18 protein-coding genes, 1 tRNA gene and 1 riboswitch are annotated in these 21,899 nt (G+C 56.5%); of the genes, 10 read left to right on the top strand and 9 right to left on the bottom strand.

The features are described 5' to 3' along the window. Window positions 1-4 precede the first annotated feature (4 nt). On the top strand, window positions 5-2,860 hold the full coding sequence (locus HPC62_RS06045) for a cation-translocating P-type ATPase (RefSeq protein ID WP_172354206.1): 2,856 nt from the start codon (window positions 5-7) through the stop codon (window positions 2,858-2,860). Between the two features lie 255 nt (window positions 2,861-3,115). Here HPC62_RS06045 and HPC62_RS06040 read toward each other — a convergent pair whose 3' ends face one another. After that, the gene (locus tag HPC62_RS06040; RefSeq protein ID WP_172354205.1) at window positions 3,116-4,054 is read right to left on the bottom strand and encodes a vitamin K epoxide reductase family protein; all 939 of its coding nucleotides are present in this window, start codon (window positions 4,052-4,054) and stop codon (window positions 3,116-3,118) included. Window positions 4,055-4,436: 382 nt separating this feature from the next. Between HPC62_RS06040 and HPC62_RS06035 the strand changes: the two genes are divergently transcribed. From HPC62_RS06035 to HPC62_RS06015, 5 genes are all read left to right on the top strand, one after another. After that, on the top strand, window positions 4,437-5,564 hold the full coding sequence (locus tag HPC62_RS06035) for a Gfo/Idh/MocA family protein (RefSeq protein WP_225910610.1): 1,128 nt from the start codon (window positions 4,437-4,439) through the stop codon (window positions 5,562-5,564). A 110-nt stretch (window positions 5,565-5,674) separates the two neighbouring features. Next, window positions 5,675-5,841, top strand: a riboswitch (cobalamin riboswitch). Window positions 5,842-5,865: 24 nt separating this feature from the next. Continuing rightward, window positions 5,866-6,567: a HupE/UreJ family protein gene (locus HPC62_RS06030; RefSeq protein WP_172354204.1), complete on the top strand. Its 702-nt coding sequence runs from the start codon at window positions 5,866-5,868 to the stop codon at window positions 6,565-6,567. A 120-nt stretch (window positions 6,568-6,687) separates the two neighbouring features. Continuing rightward, window positions 6,688-7,509, top strand: a complete 822-nt coding sequence (locus HPC62_RS06025) for a DUF1350 family protein (RefSeq protein WP_172354203.1) — start codon at window positions 6,688-6,690, stop codon at window positions 7,507-7,509. A gap of 175 nt (window positions 7,510-7,684) precedes the next feature. Further along, complete coding sequence (locus tag HPC62_RS23030; protein WP_216655331.1) at window positions 7,685-8,434, top strand: hypothetical protein; 750 nt, start codon at window positions 7,685-7,687, stop codon at window positions 8,432-8,434. 74 nt (window positions 8,435-8,508) lie between these two features. Continuing rightward, a complete protein-coding gene (locus tag HPC62_RS06015) occupies window positions 8,509-8,754 on the top strand; it encodes a LapA family protein (RefSeq protein WP_172354202.1) in 246 nt (81 codons plus the stop codon). Between the two features lie 102 nt (window positions 8,755-8,856). Here HPC62_RS06015 and HPC62_RS06010 read toward each other — a convergent pair whose 3' ends face one another. The 3 genes from HPC62_RS06010 to HPC62_RS06000 form a co-directional block, all read right to left on the bottom strand. Beyond that, entirely contained in the window at window positions 8,857-9,945 is a 1,089-nt protein-coding gene (locus HPC62_RS06010) for a hypothetical protein (RefSeq protein WP_172354201.1), read from the bottom strand. A gap of 443 nt (window positions 9,946-10,388) precedes the next feature. Continuing rightward, a complete protein-coding gene (locus HPC62_RS06005; RefSeq protein ID WP_172354200.1) occupies window positions 10,389-11,381 on the bottom strand; it encodes a hypothetical protein in 993 nt (330 codons plus the stop codon). Between the two features lie 229 nt (window positions 11,382-11,610). Further along, a complete protein-coding gene (locus HPC62_RS06000) occupies window positions 11,611-12,282 on the bottom strand; it encodes an Npun_F0813 family protein (protein WP_172354199.1) in 672 nt (223 codons plus the stop codon). 839 nt (window positions 12,283-13,121) lie between these two features. Here HPC62_RS06000 and HPC62_RS05995 point away from each other — a divergent pair. Beyond that, window positions 13,122-13,195, top strand: a tRNA-Arg gene (locus HPC62_RS05995). Window positions 13,196-13,287: 92 nt separating this feature from the next. Here the strand turns inward: HPC62_RS05995 and ggt are convergent. The 3 genes from ggt to HPC62_RS05980 all read right to left on the bottom strand — a co-directional run bounded on the left by ggt (window position 13,288) and on the right by HPC62_RS05980 (window position 17,427). Beyond that, the gene (ggt, locus tag HPC62_RS05990) at window positions 13,288-14,850 is read right to left on the bottom strand and encodes a gamma-glutamyltransferase (protein ID WP_172354198.1); all 1,563 of its coding nucleotides are present in this window, start codon (window positions 14,848-14,850) and stop codon (window positions 13,288-13,290) included. 139 nt (window positions 14,851-14,989) lie between these two features. After that, entirely contained in the window at window positions 14,990-15,688 is a 699-nt protein-coding gene (locus HPC62_RS05985; protein WP_172354197.1) for a COP23 domain-containing protein, read from the bottom strand. 425 nt (window positions 15,689-16,113) lie between these two features. Then, the gene (locus HPC62_RS05980) at window positions 16,114-17,427 is read right to left on the bottom strand and encodes an NF041680 family putative transposase (protein ID WP_172354196.1); all 1,314 of its coding nucleotides are present in this window, start codon (window positions 17,425-17,427) and stop codon (window positions 16,114-16,116) included. A 96-nt stretch (window positions 17,428-17,523) separates the two neighbouring features. On the opposite strand from HPC62_RS05980, the gene HPC62_RS05975 reads away from it, so the two are divergent. Further along, window positions 17,524-18,009: a hypothetical protein gene (locus HPC62_RS05975; protein ID WP_172354195.1), complete on the top strand. Its 486-nt coding sequence runs from the start codon at window positions 17,524-17,526 to the stop codon at window positions 18,007-18,009. A 429-nt stretch (window positions 18,010-18,438) separates the two neighbouring features. Here the strand turns inward: HPC62_RS05975 and hemJ are convergent, their stop codons facing one another. Both hemJ and HPC62_RS05965 read right to left on the bottom strand, forming a co-directional pair. Then, window positions 18,439-19,029: a protoporphyrinogen oxidase HemJ gene (gene hemJ / locus HPC62_RS05970; protein ID WP_172354194.1), complete on the bottom strand. Its 591-nt coding sequence runs from the start codon at window positions 19,027-19,029 to the stop codon at window positions 18,439-18,441. A 509-nt stretch (window positions 19,030-19,538) separates the two neighbouring features. Beyond that, window positions 19,539-19,763: a DUF2811 domain-containing protein gene (locus HPC62_RS05965; RefSeq protein ID WP_172354193.1), complete on the bottom strand. Its 225-nt coding sequence runs from the start codon at window positions 19,761-19,763 to the stop codon at window positions 19,539-19,541. A 721-nt stretch (window positions 19,764-20,484) separates the two neighbouring features. Here HPC62_RS05965 and HPC62_RS05960 point away from each other — a divergent pair. Continuing rightward, complete coding sequence (locus HPC62_RS05960; protein ID WP_172354192.1) at window positions 20,485-21,324, top strand: prepilin peptidase; 840 nt, start codon at window positions 20,485-20,487, stop codon at window positions 21,322-21,324. A 241-nt stretch (window positions 21,325-21,565) separates the two neighbouring features. Continuing rightward, the gene (locus HPC62_RS05955; protein WP_156435370.1) at window positions 21,566-21,790 is read left to right on the top strand and encodes a hypothetical protein; all 225 of its coding nucleotides are present in this window, start codon (window positions 21,566-21,568) and stop codon (window positions 21,788-21,790) included. Window positions 21,791-21,899 lie beyond the last annotated feature (109 nt).

Genomic DNA, 21,899 nt, shown 5'->3' with positions numbered 1-21,899 from the left:
CTAAATGACTATTTCTGACACTGGCTCTGTCTCTCCTGCCACCCGCTGGCATCTGCTGCCTGCTGAAAAGGTTTTGGAGCAGTTGCAGAGCGATCGCCAGTTGGGCCTCACGTCGGAGCAAGTCGCCGAACGCCAGCGCCAATTTGGCCCAAACGAATTGGAAGACACAGGCGGCCGGAGCAACTGGGCAATCTTGCTGGATCAGTTCAAAAACATCATGCTGATCATGCTGATTGCGGTGGCGATCATTTCCGGCGTGATGGATCTAATGGACATGCAGGCAGGACGGGTCAAGTCCAACGACATTCCGTTCAAAGACACCGTGGCGATTTTGGCGATCGTGTTTCTGAATGGCTTGCTGGGCTATGTGCAAGAAAGTCGTGCTGAAAAAGCGCTAGCCGCCCTGAAAAATATGGCCTCGCCGCGGGTGCGCGTAGTGCGCGATGGGCGCGTGCAGGAGGTGAGCGCTGGGGAACTGGTGCCAGGGGACATCATGCTGCTGGAGGCAGGCGTGCAGGTGGCGGCGGACGGTCGCTTGTTGGAGGAAGCCAGCCTGCAAGTGCGGGAGGCAGCGCTGACGGGCGAGGCGCAGGCCGTCAGCAAGCGGGTCGCCGCAGACCTGTCAGAAGATACTCCCTTGGGCGATCGCCTCAATTGCGTGTATCAGGGAACCGACGTTGTGCAGGGGCGCGGCGTGGCCATCGTCACCCAAACCGGCATGGGCACCGAACTCGGCAAAATTGCCACCCTGCTGCAATCTGTCGAGGCAGAGCCAACGCCCTTGCAGCAGCGGATGGATCAGCTCAGTCAGGCGTTGGTCACGGGGTCCCTGTCGCTGGTGGCGGTGGTCGTTGTCTTAGGGCTGCTGGTGGCCGGATGGGGCAAGCTGCGGGAACTGGTGGAGGTGTCGCTGAGCATGGCAGTGGCCGTTGTGCCAGAGGGCTTGCCCGCCGTGATTACGGTAACGCTGGCGCTAGGAACCCAGCGGATGGTGCGCCGCCATGCCCTGATCCGCAAGCTGCCTGCGGTAGAAACCCTCGGCTCTGTCACCACGATCTGCTCCGACAAAACGGGGACCCTGACCCAAAACAAGATGGTGGTTCAGGGAATTCACCAACACTCCTGCTCCCTCAGCGTCACCGGCCACGCCTATACGCCGGAGGGCGAGTTTTTGCTAAACGGGCAGCCGATTGACACTCGGCACCACCCAGAGGCGATCGCCCTGCTGACGGCCGGCCTTCTCTGCAACGACGCTGCGCTGCAAAAGGAAAACGGCGACTGGTGCATCCTAGGCGACCCCACCGAGGGCGCACTGCTAGTGGCTGCCACCAAAGCTGGCCTCGATCGCCATCAGTTGAGCTATGCCTGGACGCGCCTGGGTGAGTTTCCCTTCACCTCCGAGCGCAAGCGCATGAGCGTCATGGTCAAACAGGAAGGGGGTGGAAGGATCACGGATGCAATGGGTGCGATCGCCCCGCTGCTCCTACCATCCTCCTCCCTACTCCTGTTTTGCAAAGGCTCTCCAGAACTGGTGCTGGAGCGCTGCCAGTTTGTGTATGTCAAAGGCACCGTGGAGCCACTCAGCGGCGATCGCCGTCAGCAAATCTTGCAGCAAAACAATCACCTGGCAAGCAAAGGACTACGGGTGCTGGGGTTTGCCGCCCGTCCCCTAGAAGCACTGCCCGCCGAAGACAGCGCCGAGGAAACCGAGCAAGGGCTGATCTGGCTGGGACTGGTGGACATGCTAGACGCGCCCCGCCCCGAAGCACGCGAGGCCGTGGCCCGCTGTCGCTCCGCCGGAATTCGCCCTGTCATGATTACAGGCGACCACCAGCTCACTGCACGGGCGATCGCCGAAGACCTGGGCATTGCCCAACCCGGCGATGAAGTGCTGACCGGGCCCGATCTGGAACACTGCACCCCAGAAGAACTGGAAGCCCACGTCGAGCGGGTCAGCGTCTATGCCCGCGTGGCCCCAGAGCATAAGCTGAAAATCGTGCAGGCGCTTCAGCGGCGGCACCACATCGTCGCCATGACGGGCGATGGCGTGAACGATGCCCCCGCGCTGAAGCGGGCCGATATCGGCATTGCAATGGGCATCACGGGCACCGATGTCAGCAAAGAAGCCAGCGACATGGTGCTGTTGGACGATAACTTCGCCACCATCGTCTCTGCGGTGGAAGAAGGGCGCGTGGTGTACACTAACATTCGCCGCTTTATCAAATACATCCTGGGTTCCAATATCGGCGAAGTGATTACCATTGCCGCATCGCCGCTGTTTGCCTTTGGCGGCGTGCCCCTCACGCCCCTGCAAATCCTTTGGATGAACTTGGTCACCGATGGACTGCCCGCCCTGGCGCTGGCAGTAGAACCTGCGGAACCCAACGTCATGAGTCGCCCGCCCCACGATCCCAAAGAGAGCATTTTTGCACGAGGATTGGGCACCTACATGATCCGCATCGGCGTGGTGCTGTCTATCATTGCGATCGCCCAAATGGTCGTCGGCTATCACCTTGCCCAAACCATCCCCGGCGACCCCGATCGCTGGAAGACAATGGTCTTCACTACGCTGTGCCTGGCCCAGATGGGTCATGCCCTAGCTATTCGATCCAACACCCGCCTAACCCTAGAACTCAACCCCTTCTCCAATCCCTACGTCCTCACCTCCGTCGTCTTTACCAGCCTGCTGCAACTAGCGCTGATCTACGTCGAGCCGCTGCGAAACTTCTTTGGCACCCAAATCCTCAGCCCCCTGGAACTGCTGATTTGTCTTGGATTCAGCCTGCTGCTCTTTGTTTGGATTGAGCTAGAAAAAATACTGTCGCGCTGGCAGGGCAAAGGGGCAGGCGTGGGGGACTAACAGTACAGGGTTTCAGAGGTACAGTTCCAGAGGAACACGTCCAGAGGAACACGATAAAAACTCCCCCCTTTCGCCCCTAAGGAGGACTAAAGGGGGCAGATGCTCAGCCTTAAAATCAGCCCTTGCAAACCGGCCCTTGAATATCAATTCTCCTGAGTGGTGCTACGAATGAAACTGCTAGAAAACCCCGACAGGCTCGGCTAGCAATCCAAAATCGCAAATCCAAAATCCAAATTCGAAATTAGGACAGCGCCCCTACGGAGAAATCTGGAAGTTGGTCGGGCCCTGATAGCCAGAAGCCTTGGCCAGTTGCTCCAGCGTTTGGGTGCCAGAGTAAAACTGTCCGTTGATTTCCCAGGTAGGATAGCCCGTCACCTGCGGCGTGGCGCGACACAAGGCAGTCTGGGAGTTCGCTCCGTCTGGCGCACATTCGATGTAAGGAATCTCAGCCGCGGCAGGCTGACCGAAGAGCTGCTTCTGATCGTGGCAATGCGGGCACCAGTAAGCACCAAACATCTTCGCGCCAATACGCTTCAGGTGGCGAGCCAACTCAACCTCTGCCTGCCCCGAAACGGTAGTTACAGGCGGCACGGATGGCCCGTTCACAGCCTCACTGGGCGGCGTTTTAATGATGTTGTGCCAACCTAGAGAACCTACTAGCACCACCGCGCCGACCAAGATCCCGGAAAAAATAAGCTGTCCGACATCTTCCCAGGCTCGCCCAAACATCGTTAGCAAGAACATAGCCAGGGCAAACAGCGCCGATGCAATGCAATAGACGCAGATGCCCGCTGCGCCGAAGGGCACCACGAACTCGGAAAACATGATGTACATCAGGTAGCCGCTGAACACCAGCATGGCGGTGGAGCCTGCAAACAGCAGCAACCAAGTCGTGTTGTCTAAACTGGTTCGCAGGGTTTTGTTTTGGTCAGGATTGACCAGTAGCGGCGCAAAGGCAAACGCCGCCATGCCTAGATAGGCCAGCAGCCCAAACAGCGCCAACGGTTGCCCAAACAGCGTGGCGTAGGGGCTAGAAAGCACCTGTTGACAGCCGCTGGTGGGGCAGGCTGCCTCTCCACCAAACAGCCGAGTCGCGGTGAGATAGGCAGTGTTTAGCGCACCCAGTAGGGCGATCGCTCCAATAACCTTGCGAGACTGGCGATGCAGCCAGGGGGTTTGACGACGGCGGCTCATGGCACCTACTTCTGTCAACTCAGCAATAGATTTCATCAGGATACAGCCCGTCGGCTCATCCCAACTTCCCTATTGTGGCTCAAAGCCGAAAAAAGTGGGTTGGCGGGGGTCATCGCTCCACAACATTGACAGAGGACGATACTAAGACGGAACTAAGACGGATCGGAGGATGCGAGTTTTCAGAGTGAGCAGGCTAAATTGGCAAATTAGGTGAATCATTAGCCAATGAGCAAATAAATTGGCGGAAAATAGCAGGCGAGATGGATCAATGCCTTAGCCAGTCCCGAAAATTCAGACCCGAAAATTCAGGATAAATGCGAGCAAAAAGTTTGAGCAAAAAGTGTAAGCAAAAAGTGTAAGCAAAATAATGTGAGCGAAAAATGTGAGCAACGTAGACGCAGCCCAGGATTCACCGTCAGTGGGCATTGTGATTTTGGGGCTGGGGCGGTGGGGAATGCATCTGCTGCGAAATTTTTTGGCGCTGCCGGGGGTGCGCGTGGTGGCGATCGCCGATCCCAGCACCACCCGCCTGCAAACTGCGGTGAACCAGCTTGGGCTAGCACATCGCACGCCCGCTGTTCTTGCCCTTACAGATTGGGCAGCCGCGCTCGATCTGGATGGGGTAGATGCCGTGGCGATCGCCACACCCGCCAGCACCCATGCAGCACTCCTGCGAACCGCGCTGAATTGGGGGCTACACGGATTTGTAGAAAAGCCCCTGGCGCTCTGCGCTGCCGAGGGGCGAGAACTGTGCCAACTGGCGGCAGCGCAAGGACGGCGGTTGGTGGTAGATCACACCTACTTGTTTCACCCAGCCGTGCAAGCGGGGCGATCGCTCGTTCAGCGAGGGCTACTTGGGCAGGTGCGCTATGGCAGCAGCAGCCGGACGCACCTCGGCCCAGTGCGCTCCGATGTCGATGCGCTATGGGATCTGGCAATTCACGACATTGCCATTTTTAACCACTGGCTGGAAGAGCGACCCGTGCAGGGGCAAGCCTGGGGAACGGTTTGGTTGCAGCCTGCGCTAACCCCACAGCTTGGGGCAATCGCCCAGGAAACAAACCAGGCAAAAACGGCAGTGCAATCGGGAGGATCGGGAGGATCGGGAGTATCTGATCTAGTCTGGGCGCGATTGTTTTATCCCAGCGGATTTCAGGCGACGCTGCAGGTATGCTGGCTCAATCCCGACCGACAGCGGCGGCTGAGCATGGTGGGCGATCGCGCCTCGCTAATTTTTGACGAAATGGCGACCGATTCGCTGGTGCTGCAAACTGGAGCGCTGATGCAGCAAGACAGACAATTCTTGCCCACGACCCAAGAGCGACGGGCGATCGCCGTTTCCCGCGAAGAGCCACTGCGCCGCGCCTGCGAACATTTTGTGGACTGTGTGCGGGGCGATCGCCCCTCCAGCCTGTCGTCGGGCGAAGTTGGCACGGAGCTAATCACCATCCTCGAAGCGTTGTCTCGGTCAATGGCACAGCAGGGGGCGATCGTCCCGGTTGCAGACTGAATTTTAGATTTTGGATTGATGATTTTGGATTGATGATTTTGGAGTGTCTCAAAGCGTTTGGCTCCTTGAACATTCGTGACTCTGCGTGTTTGCTCCTGCAAACGGTGCTATGATTTCAGTCGCTCATCGGCTCTCAAAGGGGAACAGCCTTTGGAGATTGGCGATCGCGCCGATTGGGGAAAGTGCAGTGCAAGTCTGCCGCTGTCCCGCAACTGTGAAGTTGGGCAAGACACCCCGCCCGACCAGTCAGGATGCCCGCCGATGCGCCATTTTGCCAATTTAGACTCTGCGAGGTACAGACATGAAGGCAAGCATCACCAGAACCCGGAAATTCCCGAAATCGCCCAGAGCGCGCGATCGGCGAACCGTCCTGGCCAGCAAACCTGGCGCGGGCTGGCGCAGCGGCGCACTGCTCTTGCTAGCAGGAATGGCGCTCTGTGCTGAACCAGCCCTAGCGCACCACGCCTTGGGAGGCGAAACGCCCAAAACCTTTTTGGAAGGGTTTTTGTCTGGCTTGGCCCATCCCGTCATTGGGCTAGATCACTTTGCGTTTGTGGTGGCGATTGGGCTACTGGCGGCAAAGCAAGGCTGGGGACTGCTGTTTCCTATCAGCTTCTTGCTAGCAGCGCTGGGCGGCACGACCCTACACCTGAATTCAGTGGATTTGCCCGCCGTTGAAATTGCCATTGCGCTGTCGGTGTTCCTGATCGGGCTGGGGCTGGGGCTGCAAAAGACACTACCTCTGGGTGGGGCGATCGCCTTTGGAGTTTTGGCAGGTGTATTCCACGGCTATGCCTACGGCGAGTCAATCATTGGTGCAACGCCGTCGCCCCTATCCGCCTATCTGCTGGGTTTCACGCTGATCCAGGCGGCGATCGCCTTGGGAGCAGGATGGCTGGGCGATCGCTTGCTGCGCCGCACATCCGAACGGGCTAGAGCGCTGACCCTGCCTGGACTGGCGATCGCAGGCGTGGGGCTGGTGTTTTTGTTGCAGGCTATTTAAGCCAAGCGGGGGATAGAGAGCAAGCAGGGGATCGAGAGATAAAGTTACTGATCCCTTTCCTATCCCCCCACCCGCTGCCACATCGTCTACCATGAGAGAGAGCTTCACCCTTCTTTACCTATGGAATGGCGAGAACTGGGCGGAAATTGGCTGGTGGTGCCAGAAAGCCCGACAGCGATGATTCATTTTTTGGGCGGGGCGTTTGTGGCGGCGGCTCCGCAGGTCACCTATCGCTCGCTACTAGAGCATCTAGCAGAGCAGGGCTATGCCGTTGTTGCCACGCCCTTTGTCAACACGTTTGACCATGAGGCGATCGCCCGCCAGGTGTTGCGATCGTTCCTCCGGGCTGAGGAATATTTGCTGGAGCGTGTGTTTCGTCGCAGCTACGTGCCGCTCTATGGTTTGGGCCACAGCATGGGCTGCAAGCTGCATCTGCTGATCGGCAGCCGCTCGTCGCAAGAGCGAGCAGGCAACGTTTTTCTGTCGTTTAACAATTATCCAGCGCGGCGATCGATTCCGTTTCTGGATCAAATGTCGCAGTTTTCGACCCAGTTTTCTTCCCAGATTCCGCCCCAGTTTGCGCCGCTGCTGAATGTAGAATTTACGCCATCGCCGACAGAAACCTACACGCTGATCGAGCGGCAGTATCAGGTGCGGCGCAATCTGCTGATTCGCTTTGCAATGGATGATATCGACCAGACGCGATCGCTCTCGGACGTTCTCACTCGCCGTTTTCCAGGCATGACCACGCTGCATACGCTGGGCGGCAACCACCTAACACCAATGGGTCAAGATTTGAAATGGCAGCCCGGTGCAACCTTTACGCCGCTGGATGCCCTCGGACAGTTTATGCAGCAGGGGCTAAACCGAGATTTCATTCAGCTCAAGCGCACCATCACGCGATGGCTTAATCCGGTTGCCGCCTTCAATTTGCCTAAATAGCCCGTACCGCCAGATCAAGCAAAGTCAGGGCAAAATCAGGACAGCTTGCTAAAACAGGTGTAGCAATCTTTGTCCGGTGATTGCGTCTTCCGGCACAACCGGAAGCCGACGCTCTGGTACAAACGCTATGCTGAGGTCGTCACGGAGTCGGCGTGGGATTCAGAAGGAGAAAGCAATGGGTCGGTTGATAAGTCGGTTGATGAAACAATCCACAAGACAACTGCTGCTGGGGAGCTTGCTGCTGGGCGGATTGGCGGGGCTGGTCGGATGCAACGATGCCCAGCCGCCTTCGTCCTATCCTAGCGCGTCGCCAACGGCTGGCCCAGGCTCGCCTGCGCCTTCTGCTCCCGCGCCCAGCCCCACGGCTTCTGCCCCAGCGCCAACCGATCCGTCGCTGTTTGTGATTTCAGCCGAGGGTATCGGCCCGGCGAAGCTGGGCATAACGCTGGGAGAACTCAAGCAAGCGCTGCCCAATGCCACGTTTGAAGTTCAGTCGCCTTTTATCGTCGATTTCGATGCGATCGCCGTGTCCCAGAATGGCAAGCCACTGTTTTATGTGCTGTACCTGGCGGGCGAGAGCTTTGGCGATGATGACGTGGTGCAGGGCGTGCTGACCGATAACCCCAGCTACCGCACCGATCGCGGCGTGGGCCCCGGTACGGCGATCGCTCAAGCAGAGCAGATCTATGGCGATGCCACCCTGTCGTATAATACGCAGAACGAATCGCGGGAATACGTCCGGTTTGCCCAGCATCCCGCCACCAACCTGTCCTTTGGCACGGGCAATGGCAACAGCGAAACAGCGGGCATTTATCCCTCGCCCATAGCGGAATACAACGAAACGCAGCAGTTTCGAGAAGATGCGACCATCCAGTCGGTACTGGTCATCTGCTTGAATGAGGCCTGCACGCCTGCTTCACCCTGAGCCAGCTTTGGGGTTTTAGATTTTGGATTTTGGGTTTTGGATTTCAGCCTTCGGTCTTTTGCCTGCTTGCCGCCATGCTAAACGTCCTGGTTTCCTCGATTGTTGCGCTGTGGGTGAGTGCGATCGCCCTGCTTTCGGTGCAAAACGCGACCCCTGTCGAACTCCGCTTTTTGACAGGCAGGACGGTGCCGATTCCCATCGGGCTGCTGCTGGGGTTTAGCGCGTCGGCAGGGATGCTGGGCGCGGCGCTGGTGCTACCGGGCGATCGCGCTTCCAGTGCCCGCAGCTTGGACGAGGGCGATCCGTTTGAGGACGAATAGCCTCGCCTGGTAGCAGAACACCGGGCGATCGCCCAAGTATCCGCCTAGCCAGACCGCCTAGCCAGACTGCTTAGCCAGACATCCCCTCAGCTAGACCTCTGCCTAGAGTGAATATACCCGCCCATCGATCAGCAGACGCGTGATGCCCTTCGCCTGCAAATAGGGACTCGCCTTCAAAAACACCTGACCGTCGGGAATCTTGACCACGCGCTGCATCCTCCGCACATAGCGCTTGGCCACCCGATGATTATCAAACACAGGCAGCGTCCGCTCTTCTTCTTGGTCGTCGGGAATTAGCCCCAGCCCCGCAAAGTCCTTGAGCGGCCGAGTCACTAAATCCGACGTGCGATCGACCACTAGATAGCAGGACTTGGGCAGTTTGGCTTCCGAGAGCGGCGCAATATGCAGCGGTATATTGCTGTGCAGTCCGCCCGTCAGGTCGTCCAGCTCAACGGCTGCGTCGAGCAAGGAGCCGTCATCTTCATCGTCCAGACCGTCATCCAGGTCGTCGTCGAGGTCGTCTGTCAGGTCTTCATCATCCAGGTCGTCGTCATCTTCTTCGTCAATATCCGTGAAAACGCCTTCATGCTTCAGAATGTCGCGCTCAACTGCCTCTAGCTCAGCGACGACAGGTTCCGCCGAATCCTCCTCCACAAGCTCAGCATCCGCAGCGAAGGCCGATTCAACAGAGGCGATCGCCCCATCTTCATCAATCCGCTTCTTTTTAGCCAGTTTGGGCGGCGCAACTGTGGATGGCTTGCTGGGTTCGGGGGGAACGCTCCCAGAACGGCGGCGCTGGCGGCGACCATCCCGGCGTGCGGAGTCTGGTTCGGCTGCGTCCATCTCGTCCGCATCCGGCTCCACGGCTTCGGGCACGGCTTGGGGCACAGCGCTAAACACGTCTGGCTGGGGAGGCTGCGGATCTTCTTCTGATTCCAGGGCCACCGCCGTAGAAGCGGCAGTGGATACGTCGGTGGCGTTCTCAGCTTCAGACTTGCTGCTGCCTGCGGCTCGCTTTTTCTGAATCAGCGCGTCATATTCGGCTTCCGACAGGCTTTGCTTCAGAATGCGGCTAATTGTAGAGGTACTGACGCTGAATTGCTGAGCCAGGGAGGTGGTGGTTTCGTCTGACTGGCGATACAGTGCCAGAATTTTTTGCTTGTCAGAATCGGTCAGTTTCGTAGGAGGCATGCCGCGTTAACCATTCGCCCCACCGGGGAGCACTGAAGAAAAACCTGATTGATCGTAACTCAGAATTGTCTGACCCTTGCACGTAACAGTACAAGGGTAACTAAAATTCAATGTCTGCGGTAAAACCCTCACAAAAGCGGCCACACCCTAGGGCATGTTTTAAGACCCTTCGATCCCCCCTAGCCCCCCTTAGAAAGGGGGGAACCGAGCCGAACCACTCCAGAAGTCCCCCTTAATAAGGGGGATTTACTTAATAAGGGGGATCTAGGGGGATCGACTCAAGGTAATCAACGACCTAGAAAGTTTTAAGACACTGCCTAGCAACTAGGACTCAACTACGCGCCTCAACTACGCCTTATGCAAGCTGCACACAAGGGGAGTTTATCTGCCTCTAAGTTTATCTGCCTCTAGATTTACTTAGCTCTAAGCGGGTTCCAAAACACTCAGGCGCGGCGACGGCTGCCCCGACGAGAGCGGCTCGACAGGTCATACTCCAGCGCAGCACCAATGGCAAACAGGCAGGCGCTAAAAATCCAGAACACTTCGAGCAAGCCGCCCGTTTGATAGCCCTCGACGTAGCGGGTAGCGTAGAGGAACCACATATCTGCAACGTAAAAGCAGATTGCAGCGGCGGCAATGAAGCGCCAGGACAGCGAGAATCGCCCGCCCCAAAACGCCAGCAGCAGTGCCATCGCAGCCATCAGCAGAATGATATCTCCAGCCACATAGGCGATCGCAAAGGTACCTGAGAACGGGGACAGGGTGTCTTCTAGCGCCACCGCCCAACCAGGGACTCTGGAGGTTGTAGCTGCGGCGGCTGGGGCAGGCTCGGCGGGCACCGGGGCAGTCGCCGGAGCCGCTGGGGCCGCGTCGGGCGCAGTTTGGGCGATCGCCGGAGGATCAATCCAGACCGCCGCCGAGGCAGCCCCACTTGCCCCGTTGTAGATAAACCAGGCAATCACAACCCCCAAAACCCCTACGCCTATCACCGCTAGCCACTGCCAGATTGCCAGGTTCAGCTTGCGCGAAGACACCGCCAAAAACATACCCGCGCCCACCAGCAAATACATCAGCAGGAAAAACAGGTCGGCAGGAGACGCATCCGGTTCCTTGCCCCAGCCAATTTCCCACTGTCCAAGAATCAAATTGCCAATAAAGAAAGACAGCATTCCCAGCCCAATCAGCAGCCAAACCGTGCGCCCGCTCACGATCAGCGGACTGCGCCAGTTGCGAAAGCAGAGGATGGACGCTCCCAAAAAGGCAATATTTTCCAAAAAATAGGTCGTAATGCCATACCACTCTGGACGACCCTGCCCCGGCAGCGGCACGCTAAACAGCAGGAAGAACAGCAGGGAAAACACCGCCCACAGGATAGCGATGATGACAATGGTCTGCACTGGGATGGACGAGGAAGAGCCAGAGGTTTTCTTAGCCACAGAATCACTCCTTAACTGGAGGGCACAGGAAGATGCGGGTTGAGAATAGCCAAATTAAAACAGAATTTTTCATAGTTTGGACGCTCAATGGCAACTTTATTAAGAAGCCGCAGGGTAAAAAGCTGCACTAGACCACAATGCAAGGCGACAAGTCTGACTGATTGAGCGATCGCCCTCAATGAATAATCGCGAGGAAGGATCGCGAAGAATGCTTGCGAATACCTGCCAGCTATTGCCAGTCTTTTCCAGAGGGGGACTGCTTGAGCCAGTTTAGGAACTGCGTGCGATCGCCCTCAGACATATCCTGAAGCGCATCCAGCACCCGCCCCGTGAAGCTAGTATTCCCAAAATGCTCTTTGCCTAAGCGCAGCAACTCCAGCAGCAGCGTGTTCAGATGATGCTCTTGCCAGGGGGGCACCTGGAGCGATGCCAGCGGATCAACCGTCAGAAGCTGGTTAATCGCATCCGGCGACTCGGTTTGAGGAAACCGCCACTGCTGAAATACGCTGGAAATTTCTTTCTGAAACATGCCAGCCTGCCGTCCCCCCAGCAGATCTTCAATATCGATGTAGACCGCCTGGAGCAGCAGCAGCGCCGCCTGAATCAGGGCTGGAGACGTGCTATCCGTTGCCACCTGGTCGCCACTGTCCGCAGCAAGCTGATCCAGCCGCACCTTGCCCCACACGCTATAGCGCTCTGGCTCCTCCAGCAACACGCAGGCTTTGCCCCGATTATCCGTCAAATCGCGCCAAAAGGCTTTTGCGTCTTCCTCCTGAGCCGCGTTAAACACGCTGATCAGCCGAAAGGACTGTCCCTGGTAATGCAGAACAGGAATCTGTTGATCTTTTTTGGGGTGTTGAACGCTCGTAATTTCAACATCCTGCCGCTTTAAGATAAACATGATTTGGTCGGTTGACTCCTGTCAGGGCGGGGGTGTTGGAAAACCGCCGTTCGATGGGCGATACACACTGGATTGGTCTAAGTGTACACCTGATACCGGATTCGTTTAGCGCTGGGCACTGGGACGAACTTGGTTCTGGACAGAGCGCTTAGACGGTGGACAGACCGTTTGCAAGGTCAAGACCCCGCAAGCGTTAGATCGTATAGTAAGCGTATAGTAATTTTGATGGGATGAAACGCGGACGCTGGAGGAGCGATTGCAAAACATGAAATCTGCCTTAGAGCTAATTTATGAAGCAAATCTTAAGAAGCCTGAAACTCTTGGCATGTGTGGCTTTGAGGTCATGTTTGCCCAGGAAAAGCGGTTTCTCGGAAATCCTTGATTAACAAGGCTTTCAGGCTCCTTTACAAATTAGCTCTTAGGGCACGCTTGGGAGCAATGGTCTCTGCTGAACAGCTTGTCGGAGCGCAGGACTCAGATATTGGGCGAGTCCAAGCCCTTTGGGGGTTTATTCTAAACTTGCTGATCGGTTCATATAGACTCGTTCGTGTGTTAAGTTGGGCTGGTTTAGTTTTCCCATCTTGTCTGGGTTCCCTAACGCCGCTTGGTCGTCTGATTAAAAATATGAGTTGGCATGAGTTGGCATAGGGTGTGCTTAAACCTGGAAATCCTGGAAATCCTGGAAATCCGCACTTCAGAATCCTGTCCGCAACGGCTGACGCTTTAAGCAATCACACTTCAAGCAAGCGGGTGTAACTGATAGAATCAAGTTCATCTCAAGCCTATGGGTTGTGTTGTAGGTCAGCTACACAGCTACACGTATCGCGTAAGGTTTGCTGGCTCCAGTAGCTCAGCCGGATAGAGCAACTGCCTTCTAAGCAGTCGGTCGCAGGTTCGAGTCCTGCCTGGGGCGTTTTTGGAAAAGCTGAGGTCTGAGGGGCTGAAGTTTGAGAATCTATATTGAAAATCTAAGAAACTTGAGAATCTAAAGGAATCCGAAGATCTCTATTCGACCAGCGCGACAAAGCCGCTGCGACGGCGATCGCCCGCACCCGTCAGCCTGCCATCCGGGTTCGCCAGCACCGTATGAACCCCACCAAAAAACATATTCAGATGTTCCCACGGCACGATCTCACTGTTCCAGGGAAATTGAGTGTGGACTTTGGGAATCTCAAACCCTGGCTCTAGGTTCATCACGTCTGCTTCCCAGTGGATGCGAGGTGAGTTTACAGCCTGCTCAATCGGCATCTGAAAGTCGATGACGTTGGAAATCACCTGCAAAATCGCTGTGCGAATCCGGTTCGAGCCTCCAGACCCCAGCACCAGTTCTGGCATTCCCGCCGCCAGCACCATCGTCGGAGCCATCATGGAGGAAATTCGCGCATCAAGCGGCCACTGATGAAACCCGCCAGGATGCAGATCTGCCTCGCCCAGCATATTGTTCAGCATGATGCCCGTTCCCGGAATCGTATAGCCTGACCCTTCGCCGTTGGAGGCAGTAATGCTAGCCGCATTGCCCTCGCCATCGATGACGCTAAAGTGGGTTGTGCTGCCCCATTTGTTCACCCCTGCCGTCTGCAAAAGCTGCTGGGCATAGCGATGCAGGTGTGCCTCTGCCAGAAAGCGCTCTGCCACATCGGGCTGGTTGATCCGGGAGTCGTAGCCATCGGCACGGGCCAAGTTGGTGAGCCGCATCGCGTCTGCCAAAAGCGTCAGGTGCGCCTCTGAGCCAAATTCGTACCCTGCAACCTCGACTTGAGACAGCAGCGCCAGCGCAAAGGCAATCAGGCAGCCGCCGGAACTGGGGGGCGGGTTGGTAACGAGCGTGGTGCCCCGATAGCGGGTCATCAGGGGCGATCGCTCGATGACGCGATACTGGCGCAAATCCTCCAGCGACAAATAGCCGCCCCGCGTTTGGGAATCTTTCACCAGCGCATGGGCAATCTCGCCTTCATAAAACGCCTGCGGCCCCTCCTGCACCAGCAGCCGGATCGTCTCTGCCAGGTCGGGATTGTAGAAGCGATCGCCCGGTTGCAGCAGTTCCCCCTCTCGCGTGCAGAGTTGCCCCATCTCTGGACAGGTCAGCAAAATCGGCCGCAAGATTTGAAAGCAGTAAGCCTGGAAGTCGCCGATTTCTACGCCCGCTGTGGCGTAGTGCAGCGCGGGTTCTGCCACAGCCGACATGGGCAGCCGCCCCAGCCGACGGTGCATCTGAAATAGACCCGCCACGGTGCCCGGAACGGCGATCGCCCCCAGCCCAATATGAAACTCCTGCACCGCCGTTCCAAAGTCCACCAGCACTGGATAAAACTCGACCGCCTCGACGGGTCGCCGCTGGCGCGGGGTCTGGGTAAAAAAATCGAACAGAATATTTTGCCGCTCCGCCGTGTGCGCCAGCAAAAACCCCCCGCCTCCCAGCGACGTGAGGGTTGGCTCTGTAACGCAGGATGCCAGCATCGCCGCCGCCGCAGCATCAAATGCATTGCCCCCCAGCCGCAGCATCTCGGCTCCAGCTTCGGCGGTTTTGGGGTGTCCGGCGGCGATCGCACCACGGGTCTTGGCGGGCATGAGGAAGGTCTGAAATAAAGGGTGACGGGTTCGCCTGCTGGCAACGAGTCATACAGGCTTCAGCCTATTATGCAGGCTTTTTATGCAAGCTTTCGCCACCCCATTGGTTCAACCCTGTCTCCTGCCTGCCAAACTCCTCCTATCGAAAGAGATCTGGATTCAGCCGATAGCTGCCAGAGCTTGAGCGGGCGGGAACCGCAGAACGCAGGCGATCGCCCGTGCCCCCATCTGCCGGGTCGAGGAACGGCCGCAGGTTGATGCCGCTGGCGGGTGCAGAGGAGGAACGGCGGCTGCGGGGCAGGCGGAGATTCAGCGCATCGCCAATTTGCTCGATCAGCCGACCGTCGCGCCCCTGGAAGGTCGTCACGCCCTCGGTGCGTTGGCCGCTGTCGGCTACGGTCAGGTTTTCAAACACGCGATCGCGCACGATGATCGGGTCTTGTCCGGGCGGCACCGTCAACACCAGACGACAGTCGGGAACCTGCTGGGTCGTGGCGCAGACGACGTTATAGCCGTTCAGCGTCCCGGTTTTCAGTTCCGTCAGCCCATCCGGTCGATAAGATTCCAGCCTCCGCGCAATCTCGGCACAGCGGCGATCGGCCGTCCAGCCGCCGCCCAGCGTCGTGGGACGCGCCCAGGGATAAAGCTGCCCTGGCTGGCTTGCGGGCGAATACATCACCTGATACTCGCCATTTTCGAGCTGGCAGCTAAAGCGGGTGCCGCTGGGCACGGTCTGCGCGTCGGCAGGTTTGGGCATCGTCATGGCTCCCATGCCGACCACCACCGCGACACCTGCTGTGCTTGCCAATCGTTGCCAGAGGTTAAATTGTTGACGCATGTGAGGCTCTCCCTTTCCTGATGTGCCTGCGAATGAATTGGTCAGGACTTACGCACTTGCGATAAGTTTTCTGGTTTTTGGAGGATTTCTTGCGGGCTGCGCCCACAAGAAATCCTCCAACTGCGTAAGTCCTATTGGTAATAGAAGAAGTGGGACTGGAAGAGGGGCGATCGCCCATTACCCAGCAACCCAGTGCCAGACTGATTTCATCGATTCAGTCACCTGTTAGGCCCAGTTCTATACAAACCCTGGACGGGCCGCCTCAGAAAAAGTGCCTGAATCAGCCCCGGTTTGGGACAAGGCTCCAAACTTCTTTAGTTTGGACTAACTGGCATCACAATAATGCTCAACAGGATGCCATAAAGAATCTGCTCAACCGTTCATAACAGTTGAACTTAAGGAATTGGATACAATCCTGCTCGCAGTTAAGCTGCTGTTGCAACCGGACTGTTCAGGGATTGTTCGGATGTCTTGCGTTTCGAGGCTCGTTTTTTGACCATCGGATAGCAGGGACGAGGAGTTGGCTTGTGCCCCTTGCCTCGTCCTGGCGATTTACCACGAGGTTTAGGCGCAGGAGCAGGGGTGCCAATCGCTGCCAAAATGCCTGCAAACGCTTGTGCGACCCGACCCGGAGTCAACGTTTCTTGCGGTGCCTGCCAGGGCAAGGGGTGGTCAGTACAGTCCTTTCGCGCTAACCACAACTGCCAACTGAGCAACGGCATCAGGCTGCTCCACTGTTCGGTTGCCGATACAGAACTGAACTGGGGATGTGTCCAATATAGCCTCTGCTTGGCAAAGCGATACCAGTGTTCAATGGCAAAGCGACGGAGGTAGTGCAACCACAGGGTTTCTAACGGAGGCATCTGCTCACCCAGCCAAACTAACCACAAAGGAGCCAAGCGTCGCGTGCTGCTCTGTGTCTCCAGCACCTCCACGCGCAACACTTCCATTGCCCGTTTGGGGGATTTGCGGAAATGGTATGCACTCCAACGACTGACCCGCACTCGTCCCCAGTTGGGATCATCGACTTCAACGGTTTCGACCGGGACACTCCAAGTGTCAGGGTCATTGAGTTTCATCTTATGTCCATGCTTGGCAGGTGCGCCTCGCCCTCGATACGCTGGGGGCGCGCCATAGACACATCGATTGGATGTAACCCGCAGCAGCAAGTCTGCCTCAATCCCTGCCGTTTGGTTGACAAAACTGGCATTGCCGTACCCTCGGTCGTAGATCGCCAACGGACGCACCGCTAACTGCCGAGTCACTTGTTTGAGTTGGAATGCCGCTTTACTGGCGGGTGTTTCAAAGCTGGTGATGCGCTCATGCCGCAATGGTAATGCCCAACTGCCCCTGTCTTCAGCAATCCAGGCTAAGGTACTGTAGTTTTGTCCGGCTATCGGGGCATGTCCTGTTCTGCCTGATAAGGTGCGGTCTTTCAAACGCCTGGCAGCAGGACGGTTCCACCGACTCGCATCACCTGCCAACAACGGTTGCTGCTGAGTCGGTATCTGCTGCACCAACAGCTTCAGCACCTTTGATCGGGGTAGGCGGCTATCGCGCAACGCTTCATAGGTGCTCGACCACTGGTGACGAAAGACAGGACTCTGCGATAGCCTCACAAACGACACGATGCACGCACTCACTAACACGGCATCCATCAGATCAAACAGGGCATCTCTGGCGTTTCCCAAGCTGGCATACAACGTTTGGCGAAATTGCTGAAGTTCGTTGAAAATCATGGGGTCAATGTTGGTTGTACTTCATTGACCTTACGGCAGTCGGTGCTTCTCATTGACTGCCTTCCTCTTCACCATTAGTCCAAACTAAAGCATCTGGTGGCGGTGGGGCTGAGCGTGGTGCGGGAAAAGCAGCCAATCGAGTCTCGCCCGACTCTGGCGCAGTTGCTCGATTGGTTAAACCTGGTGCAAACGCAGGGACTAATCCAGGCGCTTGCAGAAGACAATCCTCAACTGCTGGACGAGATCGAGCGCCATGTTCTCAGGCTTTTAAATCCTGCGCCGCCCCGCGACACCAGACGTTGCTATCGCCCGACGGTTGACATTAAACCCATTCGGCAAGAAATGAGAGAAATTTTGCGGAATGGGCTGGTGTATTTGCAGGAGGGGCATGAGGATGACCCATTTACGGAAGAAATTTCAAACCTACTGCAACAGGCGCAAGACTTTGTGGAGGCAGGCAACGGCAACAATGCGATCGCCATCTTAGAGACAATTACGGCTGCCTGGGCGAACGAGTGGGAGGAGCTATCGGACTATGGGGCCGATGTGTTTGAGATTGATCAATTGCTGAGCAAGGTCTAGGTCGGGGCGATTGCCACTTCTGATCTCTCACCGCCAGAGAAGGTCGATTTTGCCGTCATGCTCTCAGAGTGGGAAGAGGTGCTAGACGCTGATTTCTCCGAAAGTCTGGCGCTGTTGAGCGAGTAGCACGCTGCAAATTAGGCGGGGCTGTCGCTCCAGTACCTCTCAGCCGCTTTATGTCCTAGAGCATGTTGTCTTAAAACAAAATGTCCTAAAGCAAGATGTCTTATAGCAAAACGTCTTAGAGCTAATTTGTAAAGGAGCCTGAAAGCCTTGTTAATCAAGGATTTCCGAGAAACCGCTTTTCCTGGGCAAACATGACCTCAAAGCCACACATGCCAAGAGTTTCAGGCTTCTTAAGATTTGCTTCATAAATTAGCTCTTAGAGCAAAATGTCTTAGAGCAAGGCCCCGAAGCCTGTGTCTCGCGCTAGGTCGAACTGCCCACGCCAGCATCGGACAGGTCTGCACTGAGGGCGCGTTCGCGGTCGAGCCGTCGCTTGCGGGCGTAAAGCTGGATTGCGGCGGCAAAGGCAATCAGCAGCCCCACCACGCCATAGGCAGCGATATCCGTCGGCAAGTTGTTCTTAAACACCGCCAGCATTACTACCAAAATAAACAGAATCGTGGGAAATTCGTTGAACCAGCGGAACTGCTGGCTGGTCATTTTGCACTCGTCGGCTGCCAGTTTTTTCATCAGCCGCTTGCAGTAGTGGTGATAGCCGATGAGCAAAACCACAAGGGCGAGTTTGGCGTGCAGCCAGGGTTCCCTGAGGACTTCGGGTTCTGTGGTGATAAGGGCGATCGCCATCGCGACGGTCAACAACATCGCCGGGGTCATGATGATGCTGTAGAGCCGCTTCTCCATGATCTGATACTGGTTTTTCAGAATGCTCTGGGCGGGTTCGGGCTGTTCATACGCCTCAGCATGATACACAAATAGGCGCGGCAGGTAAAACAATCCTGCAAACCACGCCACAATGCCCACAATATGAAAGGCCTTAAACCAAAAATAGTTCATCTAAAGTCTCTTTCCACAGCGTCAAAGTCGTGCAAGCCCGATCATATCAAGCCACCTTGGGGCCAGGGCGGACTGGCTTTAGATTTCTTGAAATTTGCCGCATAAAACTCTGATTACTATTTAACGCAGCGCTGACGCAGTGTTGACCTGTGACATTCGCTTTTAGCTGTCTGAGAGGTAAGCAGCCGTTCAGCGCAATTGCCTAGCGCAATTGTCTGTGGAACGGGTGCATCTGCTGATTCTAAAAACTCCCCGCTCAAGGTTTGCAGTTTGGGCGGGGAGCTTTTGAAGTAAACGGCTAGATTCTGTCGGATGTTGCGCGATCGCATCCAGCCGTTTGGGGGGCTGCCTGTATCGCTCTGCATCGCTAAGACGGCATCCCCCAAACCCGTTAAACAACTTTAGGACTGACGCAGTTGTAGGATTTCTCGCAGGCGCAGTCTACGAAAAATCGTCCAAAATCCAGAAAACCCATCGCCAGTGTGCAAGTCCTAAACCTGTTAAACGGCTTAAACGGCATGTTTGAACAGCGTGTCGAGGTAGACCCGTGCTGCCTGCCGATAGCAGTGGGCAGTGGTTGGGCTGTTGCTGCTGACGTGTTGCAGCAAGAACAGCGACAGCGCGGCGCAGAACACCCGGTCTTGATCCCAATCGGGATGGGTTTCCAGGTAGCCCTTGAGGGATAGGTGCAAATCTTCAGGAATTTCGGCCAGGATGCTGACAGTTGCGTTCATGTGGGAAACCTCAGTGATGAAGTTTTGGATGGTGAAACAGAAGCTCGGACGCAGGAACCAAACTCGATAAACCCTCTCGTTTGACTGGGCCAGCCAGAATGAGGTCAGGTTTTGAAAAGGCACGCACCTGATGGTGGAGGTGAGGGGAGGCAGCAAGTTGCCGCTTTGTCCCGACGCTCAGGCACACAAAAGCAGCGCAAACTCTCGCCAGAGGACGGATAGCGACACGCCAGACCGAAAAATCGAACTCTGGTGATAGTCGGTCCCCTCTGCCAAGGAGCGCTTTAATTGAGCAGGTCGCATCATTTTGCGCCAGGAGGGGGTGGGGTTGTCAACCTTAAGAACTGTTGCAGAGGGCTTTAGATTTAAAAAAGTTTTACGGTGCAATGCGGATTTGAGGTCGTTTTTTGTTACGAAACTTCATTAAAGCCCGATGATTCTGAGGGGGCGATCGCCCTTTGGCGAATTCCCCAGAAAATTCCTCTAGCCCCAATGCCACCGTAGAAGCCTGTGGAAAACTACCCGATCCCCTGTGGAAAACTTCGATATCGCTGTGGAAAGCTTGTGGAGACTGTGGGGAAAATCGCCCCGAAAGATAAGAATTGCAAACTGCTGGAAAGCGCCCTGACTTTTGGCCATAGCTTGACATTGCAGCGCCTACAGAGACTAGGATTCAAGGGCTTTCGGTCACTTTGGTCTAATTTTTGTCTAATTTTGGTCTATGGAGCTAATTCTTGAAGGACTGAGGGCACTGATCGTGTTCCTCATCGGCGCATCGGTCGGCAGCTTTCTCAACGTGGTGGTGTATCGGATTCCGGCAGGGCTGTCGCTGCTGCATCCGCCGTCTCGCTGTCCCTCTTGCCTCACCCCCATCCGGCCCTACGACAACGTGCCCGTGCTGGGCTGGCTGTGGTTGGGTGGACAGTGTCGAACGTGCAAAGCGTCGATTTCCCCCCGATATCCGCTGGTGGAACTGATTACAGGGTTGCTGTTTGTCGCCGTGGCTCAGTCTTTTGCGCTACCGCTGCCTGCGGTGGGCTACTGGGCGCTGGTGAGCTGGCTGATGGCGCTGGCGCTGATCGACCTGGATACGCTCACCCTGCCCAACGTGCTGACCCAATCGGGACTGGTGGCGGGGTTGGTCTTTCAGGCGGCGATGGGCTGGTCGCAGGGAGTCGCCACTGGGCAGGGCGGACTGATGGGCAGCGCCGCAGCGGTGATGGGCGGCGTAGTGGGCGCAGTGCTGGGCATCTGGGGGCTGGATCTGATAACGTTTGTTGGCTCTGTAGCTTTGGGGCAAACCGCAATGGGCGGCGGTGATGCAAAGCTGGCGGCGATGATGGGGGCGTGGCTAGGCTGGAAATTGCTGCTGCTGGCGGGGTTTCTGGCGTGCGTGTTGGGGGCATTTGTGGGCGGGGGGGCGATCGCCCTTGGCCTGCTCAGCCGTCGCCAGCCCATCCCTTTCGGCCCGTTTCTGGCACTTGGCGCGATTCTCGCCGTCTTCTTTGGAGAGAGCCTGATTCGCGGCTACCTGGGGCTCTTTTGGGGCATTGTTCAATAAATTCCCTAATTCCCTAAATTCCCCAAACAGCGCCCCAGAGGAAATGGCTGGAAGCCTTGCAGCCCCTCAAACTGGGAATCTAAAACTGGCAATCTAAAATCGCTAATCTAAAAGCCAGAATCAAGATCTCAGAGCAAAGCAACAGGACGCAGAACCGCTCCGGCCCCCAACCCCCAACCCCTGATCTCCCCCCGCCTCTGATAGAATCAACATCGTAGTTTGAATCACATACGCTACGGATGTGGCTTGGACAACGTTGAGAACCACCAATACTTATTTGGAAGCAGAACTCATGCAGCAAATGCTGGCGGCCCATGAGATTCCGGCGCGGGTGGTGGCACAGGGCGTTCAGGCGCATTTCGGCGGGGGCACGCCTGCGGCGGTGCAGGTTGACCCGCGAGACTGGTGGACGGCGCTGCTGCTGCTGAGTCCTATCGATGACGCAGAGGACGTAAAACCGGAGTAGCGCAGAGGGGCGATCGCCCTCTCCTAGCACACTAGAAACGCCTCCCCACTTATCCCTTTAGTAAAGTCTTCTACGTAAAGTCTCCCGTTTTCACAGAATCTTCCCCAAT

The sequence above is a fragment of the Thermoleptolyngbya sichuanensis A183 genome, assembly GCF_013177315.1.
Lineage (GTDB): Bacteria > Cyanobacteriota > Cyanobacteriia > Elainellales > Elainellaceae > Thermoleptolyngbya > Thermoleptolyngbya sichuanensis.
This window is presented reverse-complemented; position numbering and strand designations above follow the sequence as displayed.